At 68.4% G+C, this 22,776-nt stretch carries 19 protein-coding genes; 13 read left to right on the forward strand and 6 right to left on the reverse strand.

Annotated features, from left to right (window positions below; all coding sequences use genetic code 11):
* Nucleotides 1-34 precede the first annotated feature (34 nt).
* Genes AAF430_16865 through dnaK form a run of 6 tightly spaced genes read right to left on the reverse strand, consistent with a single transcriptional unit; the run spans nucleotide 35 to nucleotide 8,369 of the window.
* A complete protein-coding gene (locus AAF430_16865; GenBank protein MEM7411903.1) occupies nucleotides 35-1,429 on the reverse strand; it encodes an AarF/UbiB family protein in 1,395 nt (464 codons plus the stop codon).
* Between the two features lie 11 nt (nucleotides 1,430-1,440).
* On the reverse strand, nucleotides 1,441-2,766 hold the full coding sequence (locus tag AAF430_16870; protein ID MEM7411904.1) for a DUF4147 domain-containing protein: 1,326 nt from the start codon (nucleotides 2,764-2,766) through the stop codon (nucleotides 1,441-1,443).
* On the reverse strand, nucleotides 2,763-3,506 hold the full coding sequence (locus AAF430_16875) for an OmpA family protein (protein ID MEM7411905.1): 744 nt from the start codon (nucleotides 3,504-3,506) through the stop codon (nucleotides 2,763-2,765). Before AAF430_16875 ends, AAF430_16870 begins: the two co-directional genes overlap by 4 nt.
* A 52-nt stretch (nucleotides 3,507-3,558) precedes the next feature.
* Complete coding sequence (gene lon / locus AAF430_16880) at nucleotides 3,559-5,982, reverse strand: endopeptidase La (protein ID MEM7411906.1); 2,424 nt, start codon at nucleotides 5,980-5,982, stop codon at nucleotides 3,559-3,561.
* 38 nt (nucleotides 5,983-6,020) lie between these two features.
* Complete coding sequence (locus tag AAF430_16885) at nucleotides 6,021-6,413, reverse strand: Hsp20/alpha crystallin family protein (GenBank protein ID MEM7411907.1); 393 nt, start codon at nucleotides 6,411-6,413, stop codon at nucleotides 6,021-6,023.
* Nucleotides 6,414-6,443: 30 nt separating this feature from the next.
* Nucleotides 6,444-8,369: a molecular chaperone DnaK gene (gene dnaK, locus AAF430_16890; GenBank protein MEM7411908.1), complete on the reverse strand. Its 1,926-nt coding sequence runs from the start codon at nucleotides 8,367-8,369 to the stop codon at nucleotides 6,444-6,446.
* 404 nt (nucleotides 8,370-8,773) lie between these two features.
* Here dnaK and AAF430_16895 point away from each other — a divergent pair, with 404 nt between their 5' ends.
* From AAF430_16895 to AAF430_16955, 13 genes are read left to right on the forward strand one after another with little or no spacing between them, the layout of a single operon-like run.
* Nucleotides 8,774-9,625, forward strand: coding sequence for a type II secretion system protein N (locus AAF430_16895; GenBank protein ID MEM7411909.1), 852 nt, complete (start codon nucleotides 8,774-8,776; stop codon nucleotides 9,623-9,625).
* Nucleotides 9,618-12,122 carry a type II secretion system secretin GspD gene (gene gspD, locus AAF430_16900; protein ID MEM7411910.1) on the forward strand — a complete coding sequence of 835 codons (2,505 nt, stop codon included), beginning with the start codon at nucleotides 9,618-9,620 and terminating at the stop codon, nucleotides 12,120-12,122. Before AAF430_16895 ends, gspD begins: the two co-directional genes overlap by 8 nt.
* Nucleotides 12,115-13,887, forward strand: coding sequence for a type II secretion system ATPase GspE (gene gspE / locus AAF430_16905; protein MEM7411911.1), 1,773 nt, complete (start codon nucleotides 12,115-12,117; stop codon nucleotides 13,885-13,887). Before gspD ends, gspE begins: the two co-directional genes overlap by 8 nt.
* Nucleotides 13,888-13,895: 8 nt before the next feature.
* Complete coding sequence (gspF, locus tag AAF430_16910) at nucleotides 13,896-15,128, forward strand: type II secretion system inner membrane protein GspF (protein MEM7411912.1); 1,233 nt, start codon at nucleotides 13,896-13,898, stop codon at nucleotides 15,126-15,128.
* 11 nt (nucleotides 15,129-15,139) lie between these two features.
* Complete coding sequence (gspG, locus tag AAF430_16915; protein ID MEM7411913.1) at nucleotides 15,140-15,634, forward strand: type II secretion system major pseudopilin GspG; 495 nt, start codon at nucleotides 15,140-15,142, stop codon at nucleotides 15,632-15,634.
* Nucleotides 15,635-15,639: 5 nt separating this feature from the next.
* Complete coding sequence (locus AAF430_16920; protein ID MEM7411914.1) at nucleotides 15,640-16,230, forward strand: prepilin-type N-terminal cleavage/methylation domain-containing protein; 591 nt, start codon at nucleotides 15,640-15,642, stop codon at nucleotides 16,228-16,230.
* On the forward strand, nucleotides 16,217-16,849 hold the full coding sequence (locus AAF430_16925) for a prepilin-type N-terminal cleavage/methylation domain-containing protein (protein ID MEM7411915.1): 633 nt from the start codon (nucleotides 16,217-16,219) through the stop codon (nucleotides 16,847-16,849). The genes AAF430_16920 and AAF430_16925 overlap by 14 nt, the downstream gene beginning before the upstream one ends.
* Nucleotides 16,846-17,811, forward strand: a complete 966-nt coding sequence (locus AAF430_16930; protein ID MEM7411916.1) for a type II secretion system protein GspJ — start codon at nucleotides 16,846-16,848, stop codon at nucleotides 17,809-17,811. The genes AAF430_16925 and AAF430_16930 overlap by 4 nt, the downstream gene beginning before the upstream one ends.
* A complete protein-coding gene (gene gspK, locus AAF430_16935) occupies nucleotides 17,808-18,827 on the forward strand; it encodes a type II secretion system minor pseudopilin GspK (protein MEM7411917.1) in 1,020 nt (339 codons plus the stop codon). Before AAF430_16930 ends, gspK begins: the two co-directional genes overlap by 4 nt.
* Before the next feature lie 22 nt (nucleotides 18,828-18,849).
* Nucleotides 18,850-20,400 (forward strand): pilus assembly protein PilM, encoded by a 1,551-nt coding sequence (pilM, locus tag AAF430_16940; GenBank protein MEM7411918.1) that lies wholly within the window; start codon nucleotides 18,850-18,852, stop codon nucleotides 20,398-20,400.
* Entirely contained in the window at nucleotides 20,397-20,945 is a 549-nt protein-coding gene (gene gspM, locus AAF430_16945) for a type II secretion system protein GspM (protein MEM7411919.1), read from the forward strand. The genes pilM and gspM overlap by 4 nt, the downstream gene beginning before the upstream one ends.
* Nucleotides 20,945-21,802 (forward strand): type II secretion system protein GspN, encoded by an 858-nt coding sequence (gene gspN / locus AAF430_16950; protein MEM7411920.1) that lies wholly within the window; start codon nucleotides 20,945-20,947, stop codon nucleotides 21,800-21,802. The genes gspM and gspN overlap by 1 nt, the downstream gene beginning before the upstream one ends.
* 31 nt (nucleotides 21,803-21,833) lie before the next feature.
* Nucleotides 21,834-22,775, forward strand: a complete 942-nt coding sequence (locus AAF430_16955) for a metalloregulator ArsR/SmtB family transcription factor (GenBank protein ID MEM7411921.1) — start codon at nucleotides 21,834-21,836, stop codon at nucleotides 22,773-22,775.
* Nucleotide 22,776: the final 1 nt, after the last annotated feature.

Here is a 22,776-nt window from a genome sequence, read left to right on the forward strand (position 1 = left end):
CCTTCCGGATCCGAGACCGGAAGCGGCGGAGCCGCTAGGCGGAGTTCGACGCGCGCGGAGACGGAGAATTCGGTTCTTCGGCGGCGATCGCCGGCGCCTGCAGGAACTCGAGAACGTAGGGACCAAAGAGTTCGAGGGGCCGCAGCCCGGGAGCGAGCTCGACCACGAGTCCGTAGAGCACGGAGAGCGCTCGCGACCACATGACGACGCCCGGTGGAATGCGGAAGCCGCGCAGCCTCGAGAGATGCCCGCGCACCTGTTCGAAGTGACGACCGAAGTCGATGTCGACCATCTCTCCCGGCGTCAGGTTGTAGAGCGTCGGATCGAAGGCCATCTCGGCCAGATCGCGAACGACGGGCACGTCGTCCTCGCCAACGGCCCCCATCTTGACCAGGGACCGGGCATAGAGATCCGGATCCCGCATCACCGACGCGCGCAGGTGATCCCGCGCGGCGGCCAGCACGGCGGGCTCCAGCCGCTCGTTCATGCCGAAGTCGATGATGGCGATCCGGCCCTCGTCGTCGACGATCAGATTGCCGGGGTGGGGATCACAGTGGAAGAACCCGTCCCGGAACATCATGTGGAGGAAGGCGCGACTCGCGCGCGCGACGAGATCCTCGCGAGTCACCCCGCGCGCGTCCGTGCCCTCGACATCGTTGATCTTGACGCCGGGAATGAACTCCATCGCCAGCACCCGCCCCGTGCACAGCGGCCAGTGAATGCGCGGGACCCGCAGATGGGCCCAGAGCTTCGGGTCCCGGGCGAGATTGCGGGCGACCTCTTCTGCCGCCCGCCCCTCACGGAGGTAGTCCATCTCTCCGAGCAGCGATGCGCGCATCTGGCGATTCACTTCGCCCAGGTCGCCCACGGTCACGAAGTTGAAGAGCCACAGGGCCAGCCGCGCCATCGCCAGGTCGACCGCGACCGAGCGCTCGACACCCGGGTAGAGGACCTTTAGCGCGAGACGCTCGCCGTCCTGGGATCGCGCCTCGTGCACCTGCCCCAGGCTCGCCGCCGCGATGGGTTCGGCGTTCAGAGAAGCCAGGCGCTGCTGCCACGGAATGCCCCACTCCTTTTCGAGACGCGCCTCGATCTCGGCGAAGGGGTGTGGCTCGACGCGGTCCTGGAGGCGGGCCAGCTGGCCCGTCAACGATTCGGGGAGCACTTCGACGCGCAGGCTGGCGACCTGCCCGAGCTTGATGAGGCCGCCCCGGAAACGCATCGCGATCTGGACGAAGCGATCGGCGAAGCGCTCGAGCTTGGCGTCCAGCGCGGCGGGATCCAGCGGTAGCCAGCCTCGACTCGACAGGCGCAGGCGCGCGTAGAGCACAGCGGCCCATGCGATCAGGCCGAGCAACACGGTGGCGCGCCACAGGAGCTCCGGGACGGAGGTTCCGGCGGCGCGGATCTGACTTCCCGATCGCGTCATCTCTCTCTGCTCTAGCGGGCGGAATCCCGTCGCGCGAGCACGAGATCCATGACGTTCGTGCCCGTCGGGCCCGTACGCAGCAGTCCCCCTTCCGCCGCGAAGAAGCCGTAGCTGTCGTTGTTTTGCAAGGCCTCGGCAGCGTCGACACCGAGCCGTCTCCCGCGCTCCACGGTGGCGCCGTCCACGTACGCACCGGCCGCGTCGGTGGGCCCGTCGATGCCGTCGGTACCCGCAGCCAGCAGGGACCACGCCGCGTCGCCGTCGAAAACGAGCGCCGCGGCGAGCGCCAGCTCCTGACTGCGGCCGCCGCGACCCGTTCCGCGCACCCGCACCGTCGTTTCGCCGCCTGCCACGACCAGTTGGGGGCCGTCCCCGGGCCCTGCGCGGAGTTCGGAGGCAAGCTGCCGGCCGGCCTCGTGGGCCTCGCCCACCAACCCGTGCGGGAGGACGCGTGTGTCGAATCCGTCGGCCTCGGCGGCCGCCACAGCGGCTTCCACCGCCGTGGCGTTGTTCGCCAGCAGCGTGTGGGTCACGTTGGCAAAGCACGGGTCGCCCGGTTTCGGGGTCTCGGCATGCCCGCCGTCGACACCAGCCCGCAATAAGTCGCGGGCAGCGCTTCCCTGCGACGCCGTCTCGCTCGCGTGACGATCCCAGATGTCGAGGGCCTCGGCGAAGGTCCTCGGGTCGGGCGCGAACGGCCCGGACGCCAACACGTCGAGGCGATCTCCCGGCACGTCGGAGAGTGCGAACACGTCGACGCGACCCGCGCGTGTCGCGGCCGCGGCGCGCCCTCCCGTCGCCCGGGCCAGATGTTTGCGAACCGCGTTGAGCTCGTCGATCGACGCGCCCCCGCGCAGGAGCATCTCCGTCGCGGCCTGCAGGTCGGTCAGAGCGAGCCCGATTGCCGGCGCGCAAAGCAGCGACGAAGCGCCGCCCGACAGCAGCACGAGCAGCGTGTCCGACGGCTCGATCGTCGCCAGCCATGCGAGGAGCTGCTCGGTCGCGAACACGCCGCGCGCGTCGGGGACCGGATGGGAGGCCTCGAACACGCGGCATCTCTGGAGCGGCTGGGCGCACCCGTCGGGAACCAGCACGAAGCCCTGGGCGATGCTGCCGCCCAGACGATCGATTGCGCCGCGCGCGAGCGATCCCCCGGCTTTGCCGAGCGCCAGGAGGAACAAGCGCCCGCCGGGCTCGACCCGACGCCCTCCCAGGACCACCGCGTCGTCGGCGTCCAGACGCACGTGTTCAGCGAGGCAGGCGGCAGGATCCACCGCGCGGAGCGCCGCCGCGAACCAGGACTCCAACGCGTCGCGCGCGCCGCGCGACGGGGTCACGAAGCCGACGCGGCCTCGTCGCTCCCCGTCGACGCCGCACCGTCGCCCTTGACCGGGATCAGGCGAATCTCGATCCGGCGATTCTGCGCGCGGCCCTCGGCCGAATCGTTCTCCGCCACCGGCGCATGGGGTCCGTAGGACACCGCGCGCAGCCGACTCGGATCGACGCCCTCGCCTTCGAAGAGGCGCACCACCTGAGTGGCCCGCGCGGCCGCGAGTTCCCAGTTCGTGCCCCACCGACGCGCGAGTCCCGAAGACAGCGGAACGTCGTCGGTGTGACCCTGGACTTCTACCTGTTGCGGAAACTTGACGAGCTGGGCGGAGACCTTGCGCAGCACTTCGATGCCGTAGGGCTCGAGCTTCACGGCGCCCGACCGGAACAGGATCTCCTGCGAGAGATTGAGCCGGAGCCCCTCGGTGAGCTGCTCGATCTGGATCTGGCCGGCGGCGACTTCGGATTCGAGGTCCTTCACGAGCGCTTCGTAGTTCCCGGAGAGCTTCGACAGCTCCTCGACCTGCTCCTCCCGCTCGCGCAGGTCGGTCGAGAGCCGATCGCGCGTGCGTTGGAGTTCGGCGACATCGCGCGACAGCCCTTCCCGGGTCTCGCGCAGGTCCTCCATCTCCTCGAGGAGCTTGACCCGCTCCTGCCCCATCGCAGCGTTCGAGCGCGTCAGGCTCTCGACCTGGCCGCGCAGCGCATCGCGCTCGTCGACCACTTCTCCGTGCGTCGAAGCGGTCACGCACGCCGAGGTGGTCAGCGCGACGCCCGCGAGGAGCGCGAGCGTCCGCGCGTCAGTTCGCCGCTTGGAGGGTGTGTTCGAGCGCCTCATCGATGGTCCCCACGTAGGCGAGTTCGAGGCCATCCAGCAGGCCCGACTCGATCTCTTCCACATCTTTGCGGTTACGCGCGGGAAGCACCACCCGTTCGATGCCGGCCCGTTTCGCGGCCAGCACCTTCTCCTTGATTCCGCCCACCGGCAGCACGCGACCTCGCAGCGTGATCTCTCCGGTCATGGCGATGTCGGGTCGACCCAAGCGCCCCGTCATCAGGGACGCGAGCGAGGTCACCATCGCGATCCCGGCAGAGGGGCCGTCCTTCGGAACTCCCCCCGCCGGCACGTGGAGATGCAGATCGGCTTCGCCGAAGTCTGCGCGGTCCAGCCCGAAATCGTCTGCACGACCGCGCAACCAGGAACGCGCGGCTTCGGCCGACTCGCGCATCACGTCACCGAGCGAGCCGGTGAGCTTGAGGTCTCCCTTGCCCGGCATCTTCGTGGACTCGACGAACAGGATGTCGCCGCCGGCGGGCGTCCAGGCCAGGCCGACCGCCACGCCGGGATGGCCGGTCCGCTCCGCCACCTCGGGTTCGAACTTCACCGGGCCCAGCAGCTCCGCGAGATCTTCGGGAGCCACACGCAGGTTGGTGTCGGCGCCGCTCTCGGCCACCCGCCGCGCGAGCTTGCGGGCGATCGCTCCGATCTCCCGCTCCAGGTTGCGCACCCCGGCCTCACGCGTGTAGCTCGCGATCACCACTTTGAGCGTGTCTTCGGAAATCTCGACCCCACGATCCGCCACGCCGTTCTGCTCGAGCTGGCGCGGCAGCAGGAAGCGCCGGGCGATCTCGAGCTTCTCCTCCGCGGTGTATCCGGGCAGCTCGATCACCTCCATGCGGTCGCGCAGCGCCGGCGGAACCGGCTCCATCTGGTTCGCGGTGGCGATGAAGAGCACCTGGGAGAGATCGAAGGGCACCTCGAGATAGTGATCGCTGAAGGTCCCGTTCTGCTCGGGGTCGAGCACCTCGAGCAGGGCCGAGGACGGGTCGCCGCGGAAGTCCGCGCCCACCTTGTCCACCTCGTCGAGGACGAACACGGGATTGCGCGTGCCCGCACGCTTCAGGTTCTGAACGATCCGACCGGGAAGCGCACCGACGTAGGTCCGCCGGTGTCCGCGGATCTCCGCCTCGTCGCGGACACCACCGAGCGAGATGCGCTGGAACTCGCGACCGAGGGCGCGCGCGATCGAGCGCCCCAGCGACGTCTTCCCCGTGCCCGGCGGGCCGACGAAGCAGAGGATCGGACCCTTGAGGTCCTTCTTCAGCGACAGCACCGCGATGTACTCGACGATGCGGTCCTTGATCTTGTCGAGCCCGTAGTGGTCCTCGTCGAGGATCCGCCGCGCCTCGTCCGGGTCGAGACGGTCCTCGGACTGCTTCTCCCACGGGAGATCGGCCATCCACTCGAGGTAGGTGCGGATCACGCCGTGTTCGGCCGCCGCAGCGGGCATCTGGGCCAGCCGGTCCAGCTCGCGGGTCGCCTGCTGCAGCGCCTCTTCGGGCATCCCGGCCGCCTCGATCCGCTCCCGCAGCCGCTCGACCTCGGTGTCCGAGTCCTCGGCCTCACCGAGCTCCTGGCGAATCGTCTCGAGCTGCTGTCGCAGCATGTAGTCGCGCTGTGTGCGACCGACCTCGGTCTGCACTTTCTCGCGAATCTCGCTCTCGACCTTCATCGCGTCGTGCTCGCGCGACACCTCGTCGAGCACGCGCTCCAGCCGAAGCCGCACGTCGAGCTCCTCGAGGACGCCCTGCTTCGCGGCGACGTCGAAGTCGAGGTGCGAGCCCACCAGGTCCGCGAGCTTCGAGGGATCGTCCACGCCCTGGGCCAGCACCTGGAGCTCGTCGGAGAGCCGCGAACTCGCCGAGACGAGTGACACGAACTGCTGGGCGAGGTTGCGGGAGAGCGCGGTGATCTCGACGGACTCGCTCTCGCCCGTGTCCTCGAGTCGCGACACGCGACCCACGAGGAACGGATCCTGGGACACGAAGCTCTCGATCTGGGCGCGGGTCACGCCCTGGACGAGCAGACGATACGAGTCGTCGGGGAACTTGAGCATCTTCGCGATGCGCATGACCGTACCGACGCGATAGACGTCATCCGGCCCCGGACTGGCGTCGACGGGACGCCGCACCGCGGTACACACGAGCAAGCGGTCCGGGCTGCGCAGCACTTCGTCGATGAGCTTGCGCGAGCGATCGGTGTTGACCAACAGGGGCGATAACAGGTTCGGGAAGAGCACCGTGTTCTTGAGCGGAAGCACGGGCAACGCATCGGGCAACGACGGCATGGTGAGCTCTTCACCGTCGTCCCCGGTCCCCACCGAGATCTCGGTGCCTCCAGCTCCGCCCAGATTGGGCTGAATCTCTTCGCGCTCTTCGCTCATCGCTCGTTCCGTCGTGCTCCCGATTCCCTTTCGGATGCTCATTCTCCCATGACCGGCACGTCGCGCCGCTCCGACTTTCGCCCCAGCGTGACCGTCAGCACACCATCCTCGAGGTGCGCGCTGACCTTCTCACGGTCCACGGCGACCGGCAGCCGCACCCGACGCTCGAAGGGGCCGGTGGCGATCTCCATCTGGTGCAGCCGGCTGGCCTCGGACCCTGCGGCGTCGCGTTGACCCTGGATGCGCAGGACGTCTCCGTCCATCGTGACCCGGAGTGCGTCGCGGCGGACACCGGCGATCTCTGCACGCACGATCACCGCGCTCTCCGTCTCGTAGACGTCGACGTCCGGTTGCCAGTGATCGCCCCGCAGCCGGTCCGTGAAGTCGCCGTAGTGCGGCGTCGCGGTCTCGGCGCGCTTCGGGTCTCGCATCCCTCCTCCTGAACCCGTCCTCGGACGCCCTTAGGCGTCCTTCTCTTCGGTGTACTCGGCGTCGACCACGTCGTCGGCGTTTCCACCGGTCGGGCCTCCGGCCGGACCGCCCGCGGCACCCGCATCGGGTCCAGGCGCTCCGCCCTCGGCCGCCTGGGCCTTGTAGAGCTGCTCGGCGATCCCGTGGAGCGACTGCTCGAGCTGCTGCTGGGCTGCATCGAGCTTCGCCGGGTCGTCGCTCTCGAGCTCCTTCTTCGCGGCCTCGATCGCCGACTCGACCTTCGCTTTCTCCTCGGCGTCGATCTGCTCGGCGTTCTCGCTGAGCGTTTTCTCCGCCTGGTAGATCATCGAGTCGAGATTGTTCCGCTTCTCGATGCTGTCGCGCCGCTGCTGGTCCTCGCCCGCGTGAGCCTCGGCGTCGGCGACCATCTTGTCGATCTCGTCCTTCGAGAGACCGCCGCTGCCCTCGATCCGGATCGACTGTTCCTTGCTCGTCGCCTGATCCTTGGCGTGGACCGAGAGGATGCCGTTCGCATCGATGTCGAAGGTCACCTCGATCTGGGGCACACCGCGCGGCGCCGGCGGGATCCCGTCGAGGATGAACTTGCCGAGGGTGCGGCTGTCGACGGCCATCTCGCGCTCGCCCTGGAGCACGTGGATCTCCACCTGGGGCTGGCTATCCGCAGCGGTCGAGAAGACCTGGCTTCGCTTCGTGGGGATCGTGGTGTTCTTCTCGATCAGCTTGGTCATCACGCCGCCGAGCGTCTCGATCCCGAGCGACAGCGGCGTCACGTCGAGGAGCAGAACGTCCTTCACGTCGCCGGCGAGCACTCCCCCCTGGACCGCAGCGCCGATTCCCACGACCTCGTCCGGGTTCACCGTGCGGTTCGGCTCCTTGCCGAAGAGCTCCTTGACCTTCTCCTGCACCATCGGAATGCGCGTCGTACCACCGACCAGCACCACCTCGTCGACGTCCGAGGGGCCGTAGCCCGCGTCGGTCAGTGCCTGGCGGCACGGCGCGAGGCTGCGCTCGACGAGATCCTCCACCAGCTGCTCGAACTTCGCGCGGCTGAGCTTCATCGCCAGGTGCTTCGGACCGCTCTGGTCTGCGGTGATGTACGGCAGGTTGATGTCGGTCGAGGGCGCGGACGAGAGCTCGATCTTCGCCTTCTCCGCGGCTTCGCGGAGACGCTGGACGGCCATCGGGTCCGCCGCCAGGTCGACGCCCTGGTCCTTCTTGAACTCGGCGATCAGGTATTCGATCAGCCGCTGGTCGAAGTTGTCTCCACCGAGGTGGGTGTCGCCGTTGGTCGCCTTCACCTCGACGACGTTCTCGCCAACCTCGAGGATCGAGATGTCGAAGGTGCCGCCGCCGAAGTCGAACACGGCGATCTTCTCGTCGGCCTTCTTGTCGAGGCCATAGGCGAGCGCGGCGGCCGTCGGCTCGTTGATGATGCGCTTGACCTCGAGGCCCGCGATCTTGCCCGCGTCCTTCGTGGCCTGGCGCTGGGCATCATTGAAGTAGGCCGGCACCGTGATCACCGCGCCGGTCACTTCCTGACCGAGGTGGGCCTCGGCCGCGGACTTCAGCTTCTGGAGCACCATCGCCGAGATCTCGGGCGGCGTGTAGTCCTTGTCGCCGATGCGAACGGCCGCGGTGCCTTCCTTGCCCTGGACGACCTCGTAGGGAACCAGGCTGATCTCTTCCGGGACCTCCTCGAGCCGCCGCCCCATGAAGCGCTTGATCGAGTAGATGGTGCCGGTCGGGTTGGTGACGGCCTGACGCTTGGCGATGGCCCCGACCAGGCGCTCGCCCTCGTCGGAAAACGCCACCACCGAGGGTGTGGTGCGGCCGCCTTCCTCATTCGGAATGACGGTCGGCTGACCGCCTTCCATCACCGCCACCACGGAGTTGGTGGTCCCCAGATCGATGCCAATGACCTTGCCGTCTGCCATGAAATCCTCGCTGTCGCTGAAAGAAGAAAGGGTGTGAATCGCTCCGGCCGGGGGGTCGGAACGACCGCCGGAGCGCCGAAACGCGCGAAACCTGGGCGCTTCTGGGGGGGTGTCAAGCAAGAGACCGAGAAAATCCCGAAATGGGGCCAAATCAACTCGCTCGCGTCGGGCCCAATGGGTTCCCCTAGGGGGTCGGGAACTTGCGCAAGGTGAGAGACGTCACAAGCCCGGGAACCGGATCGCCGATACGAGGGGAACGCCCTAACTATCTGAATTCGCGCGGAGTATCCGTTGAGCGCCGGGGGGGCGCCGGTATACTCGCCGAGTTGCGCTCAGGCCCGAGACGGGGCGGGTTCGATTCGGCGAAACGCGACAAAACGGGCGTTGGAGCGGGCAAGCCACCAATGGGTTCATTGCTGAGCTGGACGGCGAACGGCGTCTTGTTCGTCCTGGGATGTTTCCTGGCGGCCGAGACCGTGAACGAGATCATCGCCTCGACCCTGCTCGCCCCCTCCCCCGAAGTGCACGTGTCTGCACCGACCGCGGCCGCAGTCGGCACGCGCAACTGGGCCGACCGCCAGGCCATCCTGGACCGCAATCTGTTCAACTCGAGCACGCTCCAAGCCTCGGTCGACGTCGCCGAGGCAGAGGAAGAGCTCGAGAAGTCGAAGCTCCCGGTGACGCTGCTGGGCACGTTCGCCGCGAGTGATCCGGGGCTCTCCCGCGCCACGCTCCGGGACAAGGAAGCCAACGACACCTTCGTGGTGGGCGTCGGCGACCAGATCAAGAACAAGGCCCTCGTCACCCGCATCGAGCGGCGCCGGGTCGTGCTCTCGGAGAACGGCCTGCCCCGCGAGCTCACCCTGGAGGACGACGGCAAGCCGAAGGCGCGGCCCGTGCGCAGCGCCCGAGCGCGTCCCCCGCGTGTCCGCCCGCGACAGACGGTCACCCGCAACCAGGTGCAGCAGAACCTGCGGAACCCGGCAAGCCTGCTCTCCCAGGCCCGCATCCTGCCGAAGTTCGAGGACGGCGAGATGGTGGGCCTCCAGGTGAGCGGCATCAAATCCGGGAGTCTCTTCGAAGAGCTCGGGATGCAGGACGGCGACGTGATCACCGAGTTCAACGGGATCCCGATCGACTCGCCCGACGAGAGCGTGAAGATCCTGCAGGAGCTGTCGGAAGCCGACGAGCTCAACGTGGCGGGCTACAGCAAAGACGGAACCGAGTGGAACAAGGACCTGAACGTCGATGAGTAGTGATCGCCAGCCGAGCACCTGGGGCTGCTGGGGCGCCGCCCTCTGCCTCGTGCTGTGCATGGCATGGGGTGGGCCGAGCGCAGTCTCCGCGCAGGACTACGATGAGCAGGCGCTCGTCACCCTCGACTTTGCGGACGCCGAACTCGCGGACGTCATCGAGACCATCGCGCGCGCCACGAACCGAAACTTCATCTACGACGATCGCGTGCGCGGTCGCGTCACGATCGTGTCTCCCGACCCGGTCCCGGTCGACCAGGCCTACGCGGTCTTCGAGTCCGTGCTGCAGGTGAAGGGCTTCACCACCGTGACCACGCCCGGCGGCGCCATCAAGGTGGTGCCGATCCGCGAGGCGAAGGAGTCGAGCATCGAGACGGTGCGGAGCTCGCGCCGCCCGCCGAACCGCGATCGCTTCGTCACCCGCCTGATCCCGTTGCGCTACATCGACGCCAACTCGATCGTCGACACGCTGAAGCCCCTGGTCTCGAAGGACGCCGCCATGGCGGCGTACGCGCCCACGAACACGGTGATCCTGACCGAGTCCTCGTCGAACATTCGCCGCCTGATCGCGATCCTCGAATCGATCGACGTCGAGACCTACAAGGAAGAGCTCGCCGTCATCAACGTGGTGCACGCCGACGCGTCGACCCTCGCGGAGCAGGTCTCCGAAATCTACGGCGCGGAGGTCTCCCAGGGGGCCGCCCGTACGCGCCGTGCTGCGCGTCGGCGCAACGACAACAACAATCCCGCCGCCCAGGCGAACAAGCCGCCGGTCCGCATCATCACGGACGAACGCACGAACTCGCTCCTGGTGTTGGCGCCGCGCGCCGCGCTCGTCGAGGTGCGACGCCTGGTGGCGAAGCTCGACGTCCCGGTCACCGGCGGCGGGCGCATCCACGTCTACTACCTGAACAATGCGAACGCCGAGGAGATGGCGGAGACGTTGAGCGGCCTGCTCGGCGGTGGCGGCGGTTCCACCACCACGACCACGAGCAACGGCACGCCGGGCCAGGGCGCCCAGGCGATCCGTACCGCGGTCACCGGCCTGTCCGACGGCATCAACGTCTCGGCCGACCCCGCGACGAACTCGCTGATCATCCAGGCCAGCCTCGAGGGCTTCAACACCCTCGCCGAGGTCATCAAGAAGCTCGACGTCGAGCGCCCCCAGGTCTCGGTCGAAGCCCTGATCATGGAGCTGACCGTCAACGACGACGAGGACATCGGCTTCTCCGGGTTGCTGCAGGCCATCAACGGCGACACGAACCTGGCGATCACCACGGCGACGACAGCTGGTGCCAGTGGCGTGCCGGTCGCGCCGATTGCGAGCGCGGTGGGTGACGGCGCGCTGCCGCTGGTGGGACGCCTCGTCCGCGACTCGCGCGACGTCGACGCCGCCGGGAACCGCGGGGGCAGCGGCACGATCATCGATCAGATCATCAACCTGTCGGCGAGCAACGGCGACGTGAACATCGTCTCGGCGCCCCACATCCTCACCTCGGACAACGAGCAGGCCGAGATCCGCGTCGGCGACAACATCCCGATCATCAGCAGCCGCGTCGAGTCCGCACAAGGCCAGACCGACGGTCTGGCGACGTCGGTGAACGTCGAGCGCCAGGACATCGGGGTGACCCTGCGCGTGACCCCCCAGATCACCGAAGGCGACAGCCTGCGCATGGAGATCTTCCAGGAGATCACCGAGATCAACTCGAACCTCGCCGTCGGCAACGTCAACGACGTGGGTGTCGCGCTGTCGAACCGGCGCATCGAGAACACGGTGGTCGTGCGCGACGGCGAGACCGTCGTGATCGGCGGCCTGCTCTCCGACGTGCTCGACGAGAGCGTCACGAAGGTCCCGTGGCTCGGCGACATCCCGTTCCTCGGCTGGGCCTTCAAGTCGACGAACGAGGAGATCCGCAAGACGAACCTGCTCGTCTTCCTGACGCCGCGCATCGTACGCACGCCCCTCGACCTCGAACACGACACCATCCGCCGCCGCGAGGAGTTCCGCGAGCACTCGACGGGCCGCGCGCTCACCCTCAACGACTCGGAGCTCGACGAAGAGGCCCAGCGGATCGCGCTGGCCCGCGAGCAGGGCGTCCCCTACGAGCCCGACTACCACGACCAGCCGGTTCGGGAACGCCTGGCCAAGCACAGTGCGCGCTACCCCAGCGATCGGATGAAGGAGATCGAACGCGCCCGCGAGGAGAAGGCGGCCGGCGAGGAAGCCGCCGCCGCGAGCCGCGCGTTCGATCGCTACATGCTCCAGGCCGCGATCCTGAGCGACCCCCAGGCGGCCCAGGACCTGCTCACCGATTTGATCGACTCGGGCCACGACGGGACGCTGGTCTCCGCCCAGTTCGGCGACAGCGTGATCTACGAAGTCCACCTCGGTCCCTACGCGACCCTCGACGATGCAAACCGCATCGGCGAAGCGGTCCGGCGCTCCCACGGGCTGGCCCCGGCTGTCCTGATCCGGGACGAGGAAGAAGCGAATGAGTGAGGCGACCACCACGCTCTCCCACCCGGCCCACGAGCGGGTCGTCGAACGCCGCGACGTCGGCGACATCCTCTTGCGCACGACGTCCCTCACCGATGAACAGCTCGCAGAAGCGCGCGCCGCGCACCGCGAGAACGGCGGGCGATTGGGCGAGCACCTGGTAGCGCGGGGCCACGTCACCGCCGACCAGCTGCTGGGTGCCCTCGGCGAGCAGCTCCACCTGCCGATTCGCAACCAGATCCACATCGAGGATGTCGACGAGGCGCTGATCGAGAAGGTGCCGATCGCGTTCGCGAAGGACCACGGCATCCTGCCGCTCCGGCGCGACCCGGGTGGTGCGGTCCGCGTGGCGGTGTCGAACCCGCTCGAGACGACGCCCCTCGACGACCTGCGGCTGCTCTTCGACGGCGCCGAGGTCCAGATCGAGCTCGCCACCCAGCGCACCATCCTGGGCGCGATCAACGAGGTCTACGACCGGGGCCCGAGCTCCACGGACGCCCTGGCGTCGGACGCGGCCGAAGACCTCGACTCGCTGGCCACCGAGATCAGCCAGGAACCGCAGGACCTGCTCGAGTCGGGCGACGACGACGCACCGATCATCAAGCTGGTGAACTCGCTCTTGCACAACGCGGTGAAGGAGCGCGCGAGCGACCTCCACCTCGAGCCCTTCGAGAACGAGCTGCGCGTCCGCTTCCGCATCGACAACGTGCTCTACGAGCCGATCAAGCCGCTGCCGCGCTCCTTGCAGGCCAGCATCGTCTCGCGCATCAAGATCATGGGGCACCTGAACATCGCCGAGAAGCGATTGCCGCAGGACGGCCGCATCCGCCTGAAGATCGCCGGGCGCGACTACGACGTCCGCCTCAGCACGCTCCCCGTCGCCTTCGGCGAGCGCGTCGTGATGCGTCTGTTGCCCCGGACCCAGGAGCTCCTCGACCTCACGACCCTGGGCTTCGACGAGCAGCAGCTCGCGACCATGCAGAAACTGATCACGCGGCCGAACGGGATCGTGCTCGTCACGGGCCCGACCGGTAGCGGCAAGACGACGACGCTCTACGGCGCGCTGTCTCGCATCAACGCGACGGACAAGAACATCATCACGATCGAGGACCCGGTCGAAATCCAGCTGCCGGGGGTGGGTCAGATCGAGGTGAACGCGAAGGTCGGCCTCACCTTCGCGAGCGGCTTGCGTTCGATCCTGCGTCAGGACCCGAACGTCATCCTCGTGGGTGAGATCCGCGACCTCGAGACCGCAGAGATCGCGATCCAGGCATCGCTGACCGGCCACCTCGTGTTCTCCACGCTCCACACCAACGACGCGCCGAGCGCCATCACGCGACTCGTCGACATGGGCGTGGAGCCCTTCCTGGTCGGTTCGTCGCTCGTGGCCGTCCTCGCCCAGCGTCTGGTGCGCATGCTCTGCCCGGACTGCAAGACGCCGTACGAAGCTACCGCTGAAGAGCTGCGCGACCTCGGCGTCAAGGCGTCGGGCCGGCGAGTGCGCCTCTACCGCCCGGAAGGCTGCGCGGGTTGCAACTACGCCGGGTACCGGGGCCGGATCGGCATCTTCGAGCTGATGCAGGTCGATGACACGATCCGCAACCTGGTCAGCCAGAACATCGATTCGAAGACGATCAAGAGCGCGGCGATCAAGCAGGGCATGCATCCCTTGCGTGCAGACGGGGCGCGGAAGGTGCTGGCGGGTCTGACCTCGGTGGCCGAGGTCATCCGGGGCACGGAAGAGCAGGCCGCGGTCGCTCAGATCTAGGGGGACGGGTGCCGGTCTACGCTTACAAGGGCGTCACGGCTTCCGGGAAGAAGACGCGGGGGAACCTCGACGCCGAGAGCCCGCGCTCTGCCCGGGCTCGACTGCGTCGCGACGGCATCTTCCTCACGGAGCTGGCCGAGGGACACGAATCCGCGGTCCCCTCCGTGGGTGGGAAGAGCTTCGAGTTCTCCCTTCCCAGCTTGCAGCGGGTCTCCTCTCTGGACCTCGCGCTCGCCACCCGCCAGCTCGCGACGCTCGTCGGCGCCGGGATCCCGCTGGTCGGCGCGTTGCGAGCGCTCTCCGAGCAGGTCGAGAACCAGAAGCTCAAGAACGTGTTGGGCCAGGTGCGCGACCGCGTGAACGAAGGCGCGGCACTCGCCGACGCCATGACCGCCTCGGGCTCGGTGTTCCCCGAGCTGTACATCGGCATGGTCCGCGCCGGCGAGGCCGGCGGCGCCCTCGAGACGGTGCTGGACCGCCTGGCCGACTACCTCGAGAGCCAGGTCCGACTGCGGAACAAAGTCAGCTCGATCCTCATCTATCCAGCGATGATGTTCCTGTTCGCGTGTCTGGTGGTCGGAGCGCTGGTGACCGTCGTGTTGCCACAGATCACCGAACTGCTCGCGAGCCTCAACCAGCCCCTGCCCTTCTACACGCGCTGGATCATCGCGCTATCGAACTTCACCCGCGATTACTGGTGGGCGCTCATCATCGCCGGGATCCTCGTCGCCATGGGGTTCCGTGCCATCCTGCGCACCGAGCGCGGACGCTCCACCTACGATCGCGTGATCCTGCGGATTCCCGTGGTGGGACGCATGGTCCGGCTGGTGGCCATCTCGCGCTTCTCGCGAACGCTCTCCACGCTGCTCTCGGGCGGCCTTCCCATTACCCGCGCGTTGCAGACCTCGGGCGAGGTCGCGGCCAACACGGTGCTCGCCGAGGCCATCGAGGCCGCCCGCACCAGCATCACCGAGGGCGCCAGCGTCGCGGCGCCGCTGCGCGCGAGTGGCCAGTTCCCGCCGATGGTCACCCACATGATCGAGGTGGGGGAACAGAGTGGCGAGCTCGAGGGCATGCTCGTGAAGGTGTCCGACACCTACGAGGAGCAGGTCGAGACCACGGTGACGCGGCTCACGGCCCTGCTCGAACCGCTCTTGATTCTCGTCATGGTGGGCATCGTGCTGGTCATCATTCTGGCTACGCTCGTGCCCCTTCTACAGATCACGAGTTCCTTGGGTTGAGAGGAGACCTCATGAACACCGACCCCCGACATCTCCACGATTGCGAATCGAACGAGGGCCGGGCACGCCGAGCCCGCGGCTTCACCCTCATCGAGATCATGGCGGTGGTGCTGATCATCGGATTGCTCAGCACCCTCGTCGGCATCGCCATCTTCCCGCAGATCGACAAGGCGCGGGTGAACACCGCCCGCTCCCAGCTGAAGATGCTCGACGCTGCACTCGAGACCTACCGCATGGACAACGCCAAGTTCCCGACGAGCGAACAAGGCCTCGTCTCGCTGGTGCGACCGCCCGCCGACGCCCGCAACGCGCCCCCCGGAGGCAGCTACCTCCGGGAGAAGCGCGTCCCGGCCGATCCGTGGGGCAACCCCTATCAGTACGAGGCGCCGGGTCAGCACAACAAGCACGCCTACGACCTCTGGTCCCTGGGCGCCGACGGCGCCCCGGGCGGAACCGGCGTAGACGCCGACATCGGCAACTGGGCGTCGGACGACCTCGACACCTGATCTCGATGGGTACACGGCGCGCGCAAGAGCGACGCCAGGGCTTCACCCTCATCGAGATCCTGGCGGTCGCGGCGATCCTGGCGTTGGTCGCGGCTTTCGTCGCGCCCAACCTGGGCGGGCTGCGCAAGCGCGCGCTGCGTGCGGAAGCCCAGCGCATCAGCAGCCCGCTCGAGCTGGCGCGTCAGCGTGCGATCGTCACCGGGATCCCGCACCGACTCTGGATGGATCTCGACGAGGCCGAGTTCCGGCTGGAGTGGCTCGCCGACGATCCCGACCGCCCCGCCCGGCCTGCGGCGGGCGCGTTCGACCTCTACGGCAATGCGCCTTTGAACCTGGAAGCGCCCCTGGCCCAGCAGCAGCGCTTCCAACCGATTCCAGGGAACTTCGGACGCCTGCAGATCGTGACGGCGCCCTTCTATTTCCAGGCCCTCGATACCCCCGAAGGCGTGGTCGAGGACGGGCAGACCTACGTGCTCTTCCAGCAGGATGGCAGCGCGGACCAGAGCCGGATCTGGATCGAAGACAAGGAAGGTCTGCGCATCGCTCTAGACGTCTATCCGCTCGACGAGCGGATCCGGATCCGTGACGACGTCTAGCGCCACCCGACCCAGTGGCTTCACCCTGCTCGAGGTGCTCGCGGCGGTGCTCGTCCTCGGGCTCCTCTACACGGTCCTCGCCACCGCGGCGCTGCGAGGCCTGCGCTCGGAGGGCATCGATCGCCGCCGGGCCGAGGCGGCCCTTCTCGCCGACGCGCGGCTCGGTGAGCTCGAGGCGGCCTTCGCGATGGGACAGAACCTGGACTTCGGCTCCAGCGAGGAGGAAGTCCCGCCCTACACGGTCCGGGTCGAGGTCCTCCCCGAGGAGGTGTTGAGCCTGCTCCCGGCGGAAGTCCAGCGCCAGGCCGCACTCGAAGCGCGGGAGACGGGCCTCGAATCCCTGCTGATCGACGAGCGTGGCCAGAGCCGGTTGCAGCGCATCGAACTCGCCGTCGAGTGGGACGAGGCCGGCGAGATCTACCAGGTGCGACGCACCACCCACGGCTTCGACCCGGCCTCGGTGGCCCATCTGCTCCAGGCCCAGCAGGCCGGCGATGGCGGCGACGCCGCGGGCGTTCCGTCGGACACGGGTGACACGGCCGGCGGTGACGACGGCCTCGTCGAGGCCCTCGGTGGCAACGTCCCGCCCGAGCTGCAGCGGGAGCTCCAGGGCCGATGAAGCGGGCAGTCCCGCACGGATTCACGCTGATCGAGGTGATGGGCGTGATCCTGGTCACGACGATCCTGCTCGCGGTGGCGATCAACTTCTTCGTGAATCTCTCCCGACAAGCGACCCGTGCGAGCGAGAACACCCGCGAGGTGCGGCGCGCCGCAACGATCCTCGATCGCATCGCGGCCGACCTGGAACACACGATCCTGGTCTCGAAGCCGGCCGAGCTGGATCCCCTCTCCCACCCCTGGGTCTTCTTCGCAGAATCCCGCTACGGAGACGGCGCCGACCGGCTCCAGTTCATGATGCGGCAGGTCCCGCGCTCGACCGCCGGCCCTGCCGCCGACCTGGCCCAGGTGGCGTACACCCTCCACCGCAGCGACGACACCGACGGCGACACCTTCACCCTGCGACGCTGGGCCGCCCCTGGCCTGCCCGACGCGCTGCGCCTCGAATTCCCCCCCGAAGACGATCCCAACTCCTTCGTCGTGGCCGACGACCTCCGCTATTTCGGCTTCCGCTTCCTCGACGGCGGGGGCAACTGGGTCACCGAGTGGAACTCGGCGCAGCTGCTCGACGCGTCCGAGCTCCCCGTCGCCGTGGAGGTCCAGGTCGCGCTGAAGAACGGCGCCCCGCCGGTCGACGAGTTCGGCTTCGACGACCAGCCGCGCCGCCACGTGCGGCACGTCCAGCTCCCGCTGCGCCCGCTCGACCTGGTCCGGCTCTTCGACCCCGACGGCGATGGAGCGCGAGGGACTTCGAGTGGGGAGGACGGCGAAGATCCGGACCTCGAGGGCCTCACGATCGCCGACTGCATCGACTTCAACGCGATCGACGCGGGCGGCACCGGCCTCTCATCGAGCGACATCTCCACCCTCGAGGCGCTGGCCCAGCAAGCGGGCGACACCCCCTTCGCGCCCTACTCGGACCTCCTCGCTGGACACCCTGCGGTGTCGCCGAGCTGCCGATGAGCGACCGACGCCGCGGGATCGTGCTGGTCGTGGTGCTCTTCTTCGCACTGCTCCTGACCAGCACCGTCGCCACCTTCACGCGCAAGGCACTCATCGACCACATGATCGTCGCCAACCGCGACGCGCGTTCGGAAGCGGACGCCCTGGCGCGCGGCGGCGTGCGGATGGCGATGGCGTTGCTCCTCGAGGACCGATACCGGGCCGAGCAGAACGGATTCGCCATCGACCACGGCGAGGAGCTCTGGGCTCGTGTGAGCGGCCAGGCGTTTCCCGTGGGCGACCGCGGCACCCTCGAACTGCGGATCGAAGACCTCTCGTCGCGACTCAACCTGAATGCCGTCATTCAGTTCGATGACGCGGGCAACCCGGAGCCGGTGGGGCTCGAGCTCTTGAACCAGCTGCTCCTGCGCGCGATCGACGAGATCCCGCTCCCGCCGGGGGACAAGCTCTACGATCCCGTCGAGCTCGCCGCGAATCTCGTCGACTACGTCGATGACGACCCGATCTCGCTGCGGGGCGGCGCGGAGGACGACCTCTACCTGCGCCGGGAGCCCCCGTTCCGGGTACCCAACCGCCCGCTCCTGTCGGTCGACGAGCTGCGCCAGGTGGCGGGCTTCGATGGCCCGCTGGTGGAGTCCCTGCGGCCCCGGATCACCGTGTACCCATACGCCGGAGGCGGGGGGATCAACCCCAACACCGCCCCGCCGCACGTGCTCGCCCTGCTTTTCTTCAATGATGGCGTGGACCTACGGCTCGCCCCGGAGGACGCGATCCGGGAGATCCTGGAGGTCCGCGACGCCGGCGGGTGGGTCTGTGCGGAGGCAAGTGCCGAGGGCTGCACGCCGATAGGTGAACTGGTGTCCGAGAATGCCATCTACCCGACCCCGAACTTCACCAGCGACGTCTTCCGCGTCGTGTCCCGGGGACAGGTGGGTGAAGTCCAGCGCGTGGTGGAGGCGGTCTTCGACCGCGGCCAGGCCACCACGCCGCTGTTGCTATCTTGGCGCGTCAGGTGAGGGGAGACGTCGCGTGCCCATCATGAAGAACGTGCTCGGCCTCGATGTCGGGTCCCACTCGCTGAAGGCGGTGGAGCTCGAGCAGGGGCTGCGGACCCTCGAGGTCGTACGCACCTGCATGGAGCCGCGCGACCCGGAGCTCGCGCTCTCGGACCAGATCGCGCGAATGCTCCAGACCCACTCCATGCAGGGAGACCACGTCGTCGCGGCGATCCGCGGCGACCGGGTTTCGGTGCGTCGTCTGAGCTTTCCCTTCGCCGAGAAGCGCCGCCTCGCCCAGGCGGTGCCCTTCGAGCTCGAGGACCAGGTCCCCTACGACCTCGACGAGATGATCATCGACTGGGACGTCGCCTCGAAGGAGCGGAACCGCTCGGAGGTGCTCTCGGTGCTCGCGCCCCGCGTGGAGATCGCGGGGCTGATCGACTCGCTGCACGAGGCCTTCTGCGACCCGCGCACGATCGAGGCCGAGGGTCTGGTGCTCGCCAACCTGACGAGCGCGTTCGAGCTCGAAGGCACCCACCTGCTGGTCGACATCGGCCACGAGAAGACGACGCTCTGCGCGCTCCACCAGGGTGCCGCGGTGGCCGCTCGCTCCTTCTCGATCGCGGGGCACAGCTTCACCGAAGCGATCGCCGACGAGCGCTCGCTCACCATCGACAACGCAGAGCGCTATAAGCAGCAGCACGGCGTCGCCGAGCCCGGAGTCGGCACGCCCTTCCCGCGCGCGGCCGAGATCCTCGACAAGCTGGCCGATGAGATCGTGCGCTTCGCCAGCGCGATCGAACCCCAGGTGCCCGGTGGCGTCGACAGCGTGCACCTGTTCGGGGGCGGCGCCCTGCTGAGCGGAATCGACGAGTGGCTGACCGACCGCGTCGGGATCCCCGTCGAGCGCATCGGTCTTCCGAAGGAAGAGACGGGGCTCGGCCTGGTCGCGGGCGGATCGCCCGTGCAGCTGGCGCCGGCGCTGGCCCTCGCGCTCCGCGGCACGGCGCGCGCGACCACCCAGATCAATCTGCGCCAGGACGACTTCGCCCGCCGCGCCGACTTCACCCGCGTGCGCCGTGAATTCAGCAGCACCGGGACCCTCGCCGCGATCGTGGCGGGCATCGCCGTCCTCAGCTTCTCGGTCGGCGCCGTCTTCGAGAGCCAGGCCGCCGGCCGCGTCGAAGGCGAGATCGAGCGACTCCATCAGGAGGCGTTCCCGGGCCAGGCCATCCCGGACAACCCGATCAGCGCCATGCGCGAGGCCGTCCGGGACGCCAACGAACGCGCCGAGTTCCTCGGGGTCTACCGGGGCAACCTGTCGGCCCTCGACCTGCTCACCGAGATCTCGCGCCGGGTCCCGAAGGACCTCGACGTCGGCTTCGAAGAGCTGAGCATCGACAAGCAGACGATCCGCATTCGCGTCTACGCCACCAGCTTCGAGGCGGCGGATCGGCTCGGCGCCGAGCTGTCGAAGTTCGGCCCCTTCGATCAGGCGCGCATCGGCGCCATCGAGTCCGATCGGCGCACCGGCGGCAAGAAGTTCAACGTCACGATCAGCCTCGCCAGCCGCGAGGACGCGGAATCATGAAGGAACTCTGGGAGCGCATCCAGAAGGCCTACGCCGGCCTCGAGCCGCGCGAGCGGTTGCTCGTCTCGATCATGGGCGGGCTCTTCGCCGTCGCCCTGCTCTGGGCGGGTGTCGTGAACCCGATCCTCAGCGCGGCAGACGAGGGCGAGCAGCGGCTCGTGACCGCAGACCAGCAGCTGCGCGTCATGCAGCGACTGCGTCGCGACTACGACGACGTCCAGGGGCGGCTCACCGATGTCGAGGAACGCATTCGCAGCGGCGGTCGCGGCAATCTGCGCACCACCCTGGAGACCCTGGCACGCCAGGCGACCGTGAACATCGAGTCGATGGAGCCCCAGGCGTCGCCGACCCACCCGAAGTACAAGGAAACCAAGGTCGAGGTGGGCCTGCGCAACGTCACGCTGGCCCAGACCGTGAACTACCTGCATCAGATCGAATCGGCGCGTCAGGCGCTCTCGGTCAAGAGCCTCCGCATCAAGACCCGGGTCGAGAACCCCCAGTACCTCGACGTCACCTTCACCGTCTCCTCCTTCGAGCCCATCTGATGAGCGACGCGCTTTCCACGCCCACGTCACCGCGGCCGCTGCGCCTCACCGGAATCCTGTTCGCGGCGCTCGCGCTCACCTTCGTCTTCATCCTGATTCGCTTCCCCTACGACCTCCTCGCCGAGCGCGTCGCCGACTCGGTCGAGCGACAGACGGGAATGCGGATCTCGCTCGGCGAGATCTCCGTCGGGATCGTGAAATGGGGCCCGGGTCTCGAGGCCGAGGCCGTGCGTATCGTGCGCCCGAACGGAGCGCGCTTCGAGCTCGATCAGGTGGGGGCCCGCCCGGCCCTCTCGCTCTCCTGGCTGACCGGGAACCCGGCCCTCGCTCTCGAAGTGTCGTCGGTCCAGGGAGAAGTGGACGGAGTCGCCACCTTCGGAGACGCCGGGGGCTTCCACGGCACGCTCGCGAACCTCGACCTCGCCCAGCTGCCGCCGGATCTGCTGCGCTCGCCGCTGCAGCTCGAAGGCATCGCCAATGCCGACGTCGCCCTCGATGGAACCGAAGCGGGCACCGAGGGCAAGATCCGATTCGACGCGCAAGACGGATCCCTGGGCCACCCCAACCTGCCCTTCGCGCTGCCGTTCACCACCTTCAGCGGCGACCTCGATCTGGGCGGCGACGCCTTCGCCGAGATCCGCGACCTCAACCTCGACTCTCCGCTCGCGAGCGGCCGGGGACGCGGCACCGTGGGCAAGGGGCCGAGCTTCGCGAACGCCCCGCTCCGCCTGGAGATCGAGCTGACCGTCAGTGGCGCCATCCAGAGCTCGCTCGCGAGCCAGGGCGTCAAAGTCGGCCGGGACGGCACCGTGCGGGTGACCCTGATGGGCACGCCCGCGCGGCCCACCCTGCGCTGAGCCACGCGGCCTGAGATAGCCTGGAGCCGCCGTGGAAGCGCTGCAGAAGGTCTTCAAGACGCTCTCGGACCCGACCCGGGTTCGCGTCCTCGCGCTGCTCGAACAAGAGGAGCTCGCGGTCCAGGAGTTGATGGACGTACTCGGGATGGCCCAATCGCGGGTCTCACGACACCTCGCGATCCTGCGCGAGGCCGGCCTGCTCAAGGATCGCCGCGACGGCACCTACGTCTTCTATCGCTTCGCCCTCCCCGAGGATGGGCCCTGGCGCGAGACCTGGCGGCTCGTCCAGGCGAATCTGGCCGACGATGCCACCCGCGCCCGCGACATCGCCGCGCTCTCCCAGGTGATGGAGGCGCGTGCCGAGCGCACGCGCAGCTTCTTCGACGCGGTCGGACCCGAGTGGGATGCCCTGCGCAAGGTCTTCCACGACGATGCGCTGCGCAGCCGCGCCATCATTCGTCTCGTCCCTCCCGGGCTGCGCGTCGCCGACATCGGCACGGGCACCGGCATCCTCGCCGCCGAGCTCGCGCGGCTCGGCATGTCGGTGATCGCGATCGACCACTCGGCGCGCATGCTCGAGGCCGCGCGAACGAAGCTCGAGGCCGAAGGCATCTCCGGGGTCGAGCTGCGCGAAGGCGAAGTCAGCGCCCTCCCACTCTCGGACAGCGAGCTCGACGCCGCCTTCGCCCACATGGTGGTGCACTACCTGCCGTCACCGGCCGACGCGATCCGCGAGATGGCACGCGTCGTACGTCCCGGCGGCCAGGTGATCCTGATCGACTTCGTGCGCCACGAACACGAGTGGATGCGCCAGGAGCTCGGCGTGCACTGGTTGGGCTTCGACCTCGACGAGGTCGCGAGCTGGTTCGCTCAGGCGGGTCTCGAGGAGACCCGCACGGAGATCCACAGCGCTGGAAACACCGCGCGAGATCTCCCGGCCACCTTCATCGCGTCGGCGCGACGCCCGGACTGAG

This window comes from Myxococcota bacterium (assembly GCA_039030075.1).
Lineage (GTDB): Bacteria > Myxococcota_A > UBA9160 > UBA9160 > SMWR01 > JAHEJV01.

Excerpts from the sequence above, each read along its gene's own strand:
- dnaK (MEM7411908.1), bottom strand. The coding sequence starts at position 8,369 with ATGGCAGACGGCAAGGTCATTGGCATCGATCTGGGGACCACCAACTCC.
- gspE (MEM7411911.1), top strand. The coding sequence starts at position 12,115 with ATGAGTGAGGCGACCACCACGCTCTCCCACCCGGCCCACGAGCGGGTC.
- gspN (MEM7411920.1), top strand. The coding sequence starts at position 20,945 with ATGAGCGACGCGCTTTCCACGCCCACGTCACCGCGGCCGCTGCGCCTC.
- AAF430_16895 (MEM7411909.1), top strand. The coding sequence starts at position 8,774 with ATGGGTTCATTGCTGAGCTGGACGGCGAACGGCGTCTTGTTCGTCCTG.
- AAF430_16865 (MEM7411903.1), bottom strand. The coding sequence starts at position 1,429 with ATGACGCGATCGGGAAGTCAGATCCGCGCCGCCGGAACCTCCGTCCCG.
- gspD (MEM7411910.1), top strand. The coding sequence starts at position 9,618 with ATGAGTAGTGATCGCCAGCCGAGCACCTGGGGCTGCTGGGGCGCCGCC.
- gspG (MEM7411913.1), top strand. The coding sequence starts at position 15,140 with ATGAACACCGACCCCCGACATCTCCACGATTGCGAATCGAACGAGGGC.
- gspM (MEM7411919.1), top strand. The coding sequence starts at position 20,397 with ATGAAGGAACTCTGGGAGCGCATCCAGAAGGCCTACGCCGGCCTCGAG.
- AAF430_16885 (MEM7411907.1), bottom strand. The coding sequence starts at position 6,413 with ATGCGAGACCCGAAGCGCGCCGAGACCGCGACGCCGCACTACGGCGAC.
- AAF430_16930 (MEM7411916.1), top strand. The coding sequence starts at position 16,846 with ATGAAGCGGGCAGTCCCGCACGGATTCACGCTGATCGAGGTGATGGGC.
- pilM (MEM7411918.1), top strand. The coding sequence starts at position 18,850 with ATGAAGAACGTGCTCGGCCTCGATGTCGGGTCCCACTCGCTGAAGGCG.
- lon (MEM7411906.1), bottom strand. The coding sequence starts at position 5,982 with ATGAGCGAAGAGCGCGAAGAGATTCAGCCCAATCTGGGCGGAGCTGGA.
- gspK (MEM7411917.1), top strand. The coding sequence starts at position 17,808 with ATGAGCGACCGACGCCGCGGGATCGTGCTGGTCGTGGTGCTCTTCTTC.
- AAF430_16920 (MEM7411914.1), top strand. The coding sequence starts at position 15,640 with ATGGGTACACGGCGCGCGCAAGAGCGACGCCAGGGCTTCACCCTCATC.